The organism is Leptolyngbya sp. FACHB-711 (assembly GCF_014695615.1).
Lineage (GTDB): Bacteria > Cyanobacteriota > Cyanobacteriia > Elainellales > Elainellaceae > Leptolyngbya_A.
This window is the reverse complement of the sequence record NZ_JACJOR010000139.1, coordinates 1-7,007: the sequence shown is the minus strand read 5'-3', so window position 1 is coordinate 7,007 and position 7,007 is coordinate 1. Positions and strand designations below refer to the sequence as shown.

Sequence of the window (7,007 nt, the reverse complement as noted above, 5' to 3'; positions counted from 1 at the left end):
CCAATGCTGGACCCAGCGTGAAGCCTAGCCCAAACGCTGCACCTGTTAAACCGAAGTTTTTCGCTCGATCTTCCGGCGAGGAAATATCGGCAATGTAGGCTTGAGCTGTCGCCGCCACTCCGCCCGTGATTCCATCTACCACACGAGAGAAAAATAGCATCCACAAACTTGCCGCAAAACCGAATAGATAATACGAAACTGCTGTTCCCAAAACACATACAAGCAAAATCGGACGACGCCCATAGCGATCGGACAATCCGCCAATAATGGGACTGGCAATAAATTGAGCGATCGCAAACGATGATGCTAAAAGACCAAGCGTAAACGCATCCGATCGAAACCGTTCAACCAGAAAGGGTAAAATCGGAAAAATCAAACTTTCCCCTAATTTGTCGATCAAAATGGTGATGAAAATAAACAGCAGTCGAGGCATCGAAAGTGCCTTTGCTGGGAGAGGACTTGAAGACATAAATTAACTCACGTAGGGAAAAGAAAAATACTGATTCGAGAATGTTTGAGCAGTGTTAAATCTCTTACACTGCCCTCTTCTCAAACAGCCGCCTAAACCATGATTTCCGGCTGCTCCAGAATCACAGGGTGATCGGCATATTTTTTCAGCAGTTTGCGGTAAGCGATCAGGGTTGCATCTGAAGCGACTAGCAGTTCGCGTCCCATTTCGTTGTAGGGTGCATAGCGAGGAAACTGGGTTTTCACCACCACATCGTCTTCCTGCAAAATGTTATTGCCGACCTGCGCCGTATGGCGATCGAGCCAATGATCAAGAATCGGCATATTGTTCAGGAAGTTACGAATATTGACTGACTTGACGATCGTTGTGGTGTCATCGACCGGAATGTGAGCGAGAATGCTTTCTAACTTAAAGCGACCAAATTGCACCGAAGAGTAAGTGATATTGGGCAGAGCAAACCGATAACCTTTCCGCGCATCGGGGTCGTCTTGTTGCATCACAAACCGCATCAGGCCATTTAAACGATTCACCTTGATCTCCAGGCTCGCCGTCATTTCATACTCACTGATCTCAACTTCATAGTCTTCGATCTGGGTGTTTTGCGGAGCCTTGCTCGTGCCGATCGCCCCTTGATGAACATACAGTGCATGGGCAGCATCAATCCCGTTTTCCATAGTACGGGTGAAGTGGGCGTTAAACGTATAGCGGCTAAAAGCGGGGGGCCGCTCTGGAGATTCAAACTGGGGAAAGTCAGGAATCGGCGGACGGCGATCGGCAGGCAAATCCAGGTCTCCGACAAACATCCAGACCAGATCATATTTCTCCTGGATTGGATACGATTGAACCCGCGCCCGCTTAGGAATCGGGGTTTGAGCTGAATCTGCCGGAATATGACTGCACCGTCCATCTGCCTCGTAGCGCCAGCCATGATAGGGACAGCGAATACAGTTTCCTTCTGTCCAGCCCATTGCCAAACTTGCTCCCCGATGAGCGCACTGATTATCGAGCGCAACGACCTGCCCCTGATGCCGATACAGGACATACTCTTTACCCATCAGTTTCAGCGGCTTTGGGGCTGAAGTAACCTCATGGCTCAGCTCGACAGCATACCAAAAATTCTTTAGCATCATCTATTTTCCTTCGCGTTTTCTTGCACGTTTTTTTCACCGATCGAGCTATCCTGCTGTCACCACTGCTGCCTGTTTCCCGTTTGTCTCAATCAATCCTGTCGGAATTCCGTAATCCCCGATTGCCCAGCCCTGCTCGACATATTTCCGCAGCAGTTTTCGGTAGGCAAGCTGAAGACTATCCGAAGCAATCAAGATTTCTCCGGTGAGCGGCACGACCTTCGGAACCTGGCTTTCAATCACAGCCTTGTCTTCGTAATAAGTGTCATTGGTGTTTTTGCGAGAATTCCAGTCTGCCCAGGGCTGTGTCAGGAAGTTTCGCAGTCCAATCCACTTGGTTAAAGTGGTGTGTTCATCGATCGGAATATTGCTGGCAAAGTAAATGTATTGAAATCCCCGGTAGTTAAAGTCCAAGTGAATGCGATTAATGTTGGGCAGGTGAACCGTTAGAGTTGCACTGGAAAAAGGACGATCGCGCTTCACAATCAGCTTTAGTAGCCCCGCTCGCTTCGGCGGCTTGGAAATGGTTTTAGCCGTAGCAGTCCAGTCATCAATTTGCACCTCGTAGGGTGGTACTTCGGCATCATTTCGGTGATGAAAGAACACGGAATGCACAAAAGGCGCATGGGAGCTATCCAGACCGCTCTCAACCACGCGAGTATAGTGCGCGTTCCAGGTATATTCGCCGCTGACACTGCGCCATGCCGGATCATCAAACTCTGGAAACGGAGGAATCGGAGGACGCTGCTCCGATGGCAAATCGCCCACAAATAGCCAGATAAATCCGTAGCGCTCTTCCACCGAGAAAGGCTCGACCTTTGCCCGCTTCGGAATTGGCACACCCGTCTGATCCGCAGGCACTTCCACACACTTGCCGTCGCTTGCGTAACGCCAGCCGTGATAGGGACAGCGAATACAGTCTCCCTCGACCCATCCACCTGATAAAGCAGCTCCCCGGTGAATACAGCGATCGATTAAGGCAATCACCTGCCCCTGGCGATCGCGGTATAGCACATAATCCTGACCCATGAGCCGGACCTGTCGGGGCTGGTCACGCACAGCAGCACTAAATTCAACGGCATACCAAAAGTTTTTAAGCATAGGGAATCTCCTAACCGATAGTGTTTAGCAGCGTGAAATTCATCTCCTTCAATGCGTTTGCTAGAAGAGTTTGAAGGAGTAGAAAAGAGTAAGTTGCCGCACAATGTTGTTGAGAAATTGCTGTTCAGCAGAGTTCCCAGAATGAGCATTGAAGTAGCATTTCGGTTGATTTTTATCTGCAATTCAGTTGGCGACTCGTCCTTAAGAAAGGGCGCAACCCGTGCGGTTTCAGGAATAAATGGGTTCAATTTCTAAGGCTGAAAAGCTTAATCGAAGTGTCAATTCAGGCAGATTCCGGCAGGTTCAGGCAGATTCAGCCAGTGCAGGAGAATAGTTTGGTGATGAGCTGTTACTTTCAATAGAACTGACATTTTGAATAAGCTGACCGTCCTCCATGTGAATAATTCGATCGGCAATATCCAAAATGCGGTTGTCATGCGTCACCAGCAGAATCGTACAGCCCTGCTCTTTGGCAAGCCGCTGCAAAATTTCCACCACATCCCGTCCCGATTTACTATCCAGCGCAGCCGTTGGTTCATCTGCCAGCACGAGCTGAGGCTGACTCACCAGGGCACGGGCGATCGCCACTCGCTGCTTTTGCCCGCCCGAAAGACTATCGGGATAGTAGTTTATGCGCTGACCCAGCCCAACGGCTTCCAGCATTTCTACACAGCGGCGCGTTCGTTCCTCAAATGAAATTTCGGGGTGCAGGCGCAGCGACATTCGGACATTTTCCTGGGCAGTTAAACAGTCGAGTAAGTTATGTGCTTGAAAAATATAGCCAATCCGACTGCGAACCTGCACAAGCTGGCGTTTCTTCGCTCCCTGTAGCTCCTGCCCCAGCACCTTTAAGCTGCCTTCCTGCACCGATCGCAATCCGCCCATTAAGCTTAACAGCGTCGTTTTACCGCTTCCAGATGGGCCCGTGAGAATGACAATTTCACCTGCAAAAATATCGAGATTAATATCGATCAAAACAGGTTTACGGAGATTGCCTTTTCCATAAACGTGATGAAGCTGACGAACCGAAATTGCGGACAGTGGCATAAATAATGCTGAGAAGAAAGTGACAGAGCGAGACAATCAACAAAGAATAATGAGGAAAACAACTTAGAAAACATCTGCGGGATCAGCCGATCGCAATTTGCGAACTGTAATCGCGGCTGAAATCATACACATCAGCACTGTGAGAATGAACACTTGCAACGCAACATCAAACCGCATTACCACTGCAAGCTGGGTTAAATTTCCCAGCACTCCGTAAAGCGCGATCGAGCAGCCAAATCCGGGCAGAAAACCCAGCACCGCTAGAATAATGGCTTCTTGAAACACCACGACAAGCAGTTGATTATCTGAGTAGCCGATCGCCTTTAGCGTGGCATATTCCGGCAAATGCTCGTTTACGTCGGTATAAAGCACCTGGTACACAATAATCACCCCTACCACAAAACCCATAATGGTTCCAAAGTTAAAGATGATTCCAGGCGGCTGATTTGACCAGTAGCGATTTTCGAGCGCGATGAGTTCCTGATGGTTGAGTATCGCAACGTCTTCTGGCAAGATGGTTTGAAGCTGGGCAATGACTTCAACCGGATTCGCATCTGGCTCTAACGTCAAAACTCCTGCATGAATGTTATCCGCACCCGCTTCACCAAACAAACGCAGATAGTTCAGATCACTGGTGACGACATGACCCCGCTTAAACAGGCTGCTCCCCATTGAAAATAGCCCACCGACCCAAATTTGTCGATCGCCTACCTCCGTCGAGACCGTCTCGCCCTGCTCAAACGCCTGACCTACTGAACCCAGTGAAGACAGAGATTTGCGATCGAACAGCACCGTGTCAGGCTGCTCAATTTGCACCAACTGTTGATTAATCGCAGGGAGGTTCATCACGGGCTGAGCCGGATTAAATGCGATCACAGTGACATCAGTGACTTCCTTATTCCAGGGATTTACCCAGGACGTTTGCGTGTAATAAAGCGGTTTTGCGGCTTCAATAGCGTCGATCGCGCTAACCCGATAAAGCTGATCTTTGGGAAAAGATTGATTACCCAAAAATTTCGAGTTGCGATTCACTAAAAACAAATCTCCCTGAACATTTTCGGGAAAGCGAGTCACGCCATCGAACATGGTAGCGCGAAAGCCAAGCTGCATAAAAATCAGAATATTTGCAAACGAAATTCCTGAGATTGCAACCAGCAGCCGCACCTTCTGATGAGACAACTGCGACCACGCCAGCGGGATTTCCTTCGGTAAACTGAACTTGAATGGTTTAGAAATTTGCATAGGTATCGAGGCAAAAGTGGAATATCGAAAAGTGCAGAAAACGCTGTATATTTCTGCCAATCGATCGGACGAGGAAGTGTCTTCAAGCGTGTCAAAGGTGCTGCATCGCCTCCTCAATTTCCCGTCAATAGGTGACTTTGAGCGTGAGCGTCATTGGCTCGCTTCCTCGCAGAATTGCCCCGCTAGGGAAACGGTTCGGATCAATCGGCTTTATCCCGGTGAATTTTGACTCTCACCTGCATATAGGTCAATCCTGCAACTTGCTCGCTTGATTGAGCATCCAGGCGAATTTTGACTTCTACGACTCGTGCATTGCTATTGGCAGCAGGATCAGTGTCGAGAATATCTACCTTTTTTACCTGTAAGCCAATCTGTTCGACCGTTCCCTTTAATTCCTCAGTAAAGCCACCATTTTCGCTGGCGATCGTTGCCCGTTGCCCAGTTTTGATCTTAGGAACATCAGTTTCATACACTTCTGCGATGACTGCCATGCGATCGGTTTGTCCCAAATCGACAATACCCGCTTCCGAGTCAACCTGCTCGCCAATCTGAGTGTTAATTTTGAGGATTTGTCCGGCGGCCGGAGCGCGAACATAATAATCTTCAAGTTCGGCTTGTTCGCTGGCAAGTTTGCTAATGGCATAGCGGACTTGTGCCTGGGGCACTGTAACATCCACCGGGCGCACTTCTGATAAGTTGTTCAGGGTTGCTTTTGCTTGAATGATCTGGGCATTGAGGGTTGCGATCGTATTCGCTAACTCTGCTTGTGCCTCGGTCACTTGGGTCTGGGAGGTGCGGTAGTTTCTGCGATAGCCATCTAATGTCGCTGCGCTAATTGCCCCCTGCTCAAACAGTTGAGCGTATCGATTGTAAGTCGTTTGAGCATTTTGTAGCTCGACTTCAGCTCGACGTAGGGATGCCTGTTTCGCGACGGTGTCTGTGTTCAGTTCCGCTTGGAGTCGGACAATCGCAGCCTGCTGTGCCCGGATCTGACTGGAATTGCTGCTACCTGCCTGAACCTGCTTCAACTTTGCCTGCTCGATCGCCACGCTATTTTCAGCTTCGATCACCGCAGCCTGCTGTTTCTCTAGCCCCTGCAAAATCGCAATCACCTGCCCGGCTTGAACCTGATCGCCTTCTGCCACCAGCAAGCGATTGACTCGACTATCCCTGGCGTTGGCAACTGAAACTTTGATAATCGAGCTTTCCGGCTCAATACGTCCAAGGGTGGCAACTGCCCGAATCGGCTGAGGAGCGGTCACGGGTGTTTCGACAGATGCACGACTCGGTACTGCAATCCGCTGAACTGCCCAGACTCCCATTCCCATACAGCCGATTGCTAAAACGAGCCAGTATCCCTGCACTCTCGCAAACTGCTTCTGCATAATCGCCTATTGGTAATAAATTGTTTGAGGAAGTTTCAGGAAACGGCTCTAGAACTTCCAGGCAGCATAAATCACGCCAGCAAACAGCACCAAGGTTGCAATGCCGATGTAAACCATCTTGAATTCGTGGTGATCGATCGCGTGATCGATCTGTTGACCTAGCTCCTGGCGAAATTGCTCAATCTTCTCTTTAGCCTGCGGGTCAGAAATTGATGCAAAGCTGTTTCCCCTTCGGGACGGTCGGCTCACACGCTTGCTCATGGGACGTTCCCCTGAAATATAGATCAGCGACGATACCGTGCTGAATTTAGGCTTAGAGTACCCAGAAACAAGTCAAGGTAACATTGTCCCCTTGCGTCCCCTTGCGTCCCTTTGCGTTCCTGTAGTGACTACATAGGAAGCTTTCCTGCAAAAACGACTCTTACAGGGGTGATCGACTTCGGCATTCTGCATTGCGCTTCCAAAGGGACGATACCAGGAATTGCAAAGACAAAGATTAAAGGCACTTGTCGAGCCGTTATTTTATAGCCCTACGCAACAGAGATAGGACAGTAACATAGAGGCTAGAAGAGAGTTGGGAAATGGTCATGTCCGCCCCCTACAGCTACGACCTCCGCACTAAAGCAATCGAGGCAG

The 7,007-nt window shown here is 49.4% G+C and carries 8 protein-coding genes; 1 reads left to right on the top strand and 7 read right to left on the bottom strand.

Annotated features, from left to right (window positions below; genetic code table 11):
- The 5 genes from H6F80_RS04685 to devC all read right to left on the bottom strand — a co-directional run.
- The coding region (locus H6F80_RS04685) for an MFS transporter (protein WP_190790448.1) at window positions 1-469 on the bottom strand (469 nt) is incomplete at its 3' end.
- 92 nt (window positions 470-561) lie between these two features.
- Window positions 562-1,596 (bottom strand): aromatic ring-hydroxylating dioxygenase subunit alpha, encoded by a 1,035-nt coding sequence (locus tag H6F80_RS04680; protein ID WP_190790447.1) that lies wholly within the window; start codon window positions 1,594-1,596, stop codon window positions 562-564.
- Window positions 1,597-1,644: 48 nt separating this feature from the next.
- Window positions 1,645-2,697 carry an aromatic ring-hydroxylating dioxygenase subunit alpha gene (locus H6F80_RS04675; protein WP_190790446.1) on the bottom strand — a complete coding sequence of 351 codons (1,053 nt, stop codon included), beginning with the start codon at window positions 2,695-2,697 and terminating at the stop codon, window positions 1,645-1,647.
- A 303-nt stretch (window positions 2,698-3,000) separates the two neighbouring features.
- Window positions 3,001-3,744 (bottom strand): DevA family ABC transporter ATP-binding protein, encoded by a 744-nt coding sequence (locus H6F80_RS04670; RefSeq protein WP_190790445.1) that lies wholly within the window; start codon window positions 3,742-3,744, stop codon window positions 3,001-3,003.
- Between the two features lie 63 nt (window positions 3,745-3,807).
- Window positions 3,808-4,986, bottom strand: coding sequence for an ABC transporter permease DevC (gene devC, locus H6F80_RS04665; protein ID WP_190790444.1), 1,179 nt, complete (start codon window positions 4,984-4,986; stop codon window positions 3,808-3,810).
- 16 nt (window positions 4,987-5,002) lie between these two features.
- On the opposite strand from devC, the gene H6F80_RS04660 reads away from it, so the two are divergent.
- Window positions 5,003-5,215, top strand: coding sequence for a hypothetical protein (locus H6F80_RS04660; protein ID WP_190790443.1), 213 nt, complete (start codon window positions 5,003-5,005; stop codon window positions 5,213-5,215).
- On the opposite strand, the gene H6F80_RS04655 is transcribed toward H6F80_RS04660, so the two are convergent.
- Window positions 5,187-6,371 (bottom strand): HlyD family efflux transporter periplasmic adaptor subunit, encoded by a 1,185-nt coding sequence (locus H6F80_RS04655; RefSeq protein WP_190790442.1) that lies wholly within the window; start codon window positions 6,369-6,371, stop codon window positions 5,187-5,189. The two genes, H6F80_RS04660 and H6F80_RS04655, sit on opposite strands and share 29 nt — an antisense overlap.
- Window positions 6,372-6,419: 48 nt before the next feature.
- Window positions 6,420-6,632: a hypothetical protein gene (locus H6F80_RS04650; RefSeq protein WP_190790441.1), complete on the bottom strand. Its 213-nt coding sequence runs from the start codon at window positions 6,630-6,632 to the stop codon at window positions 6,420-6,422.
- Window positions 6,633-7,007 lie beyond the last annotated feature (375 nt).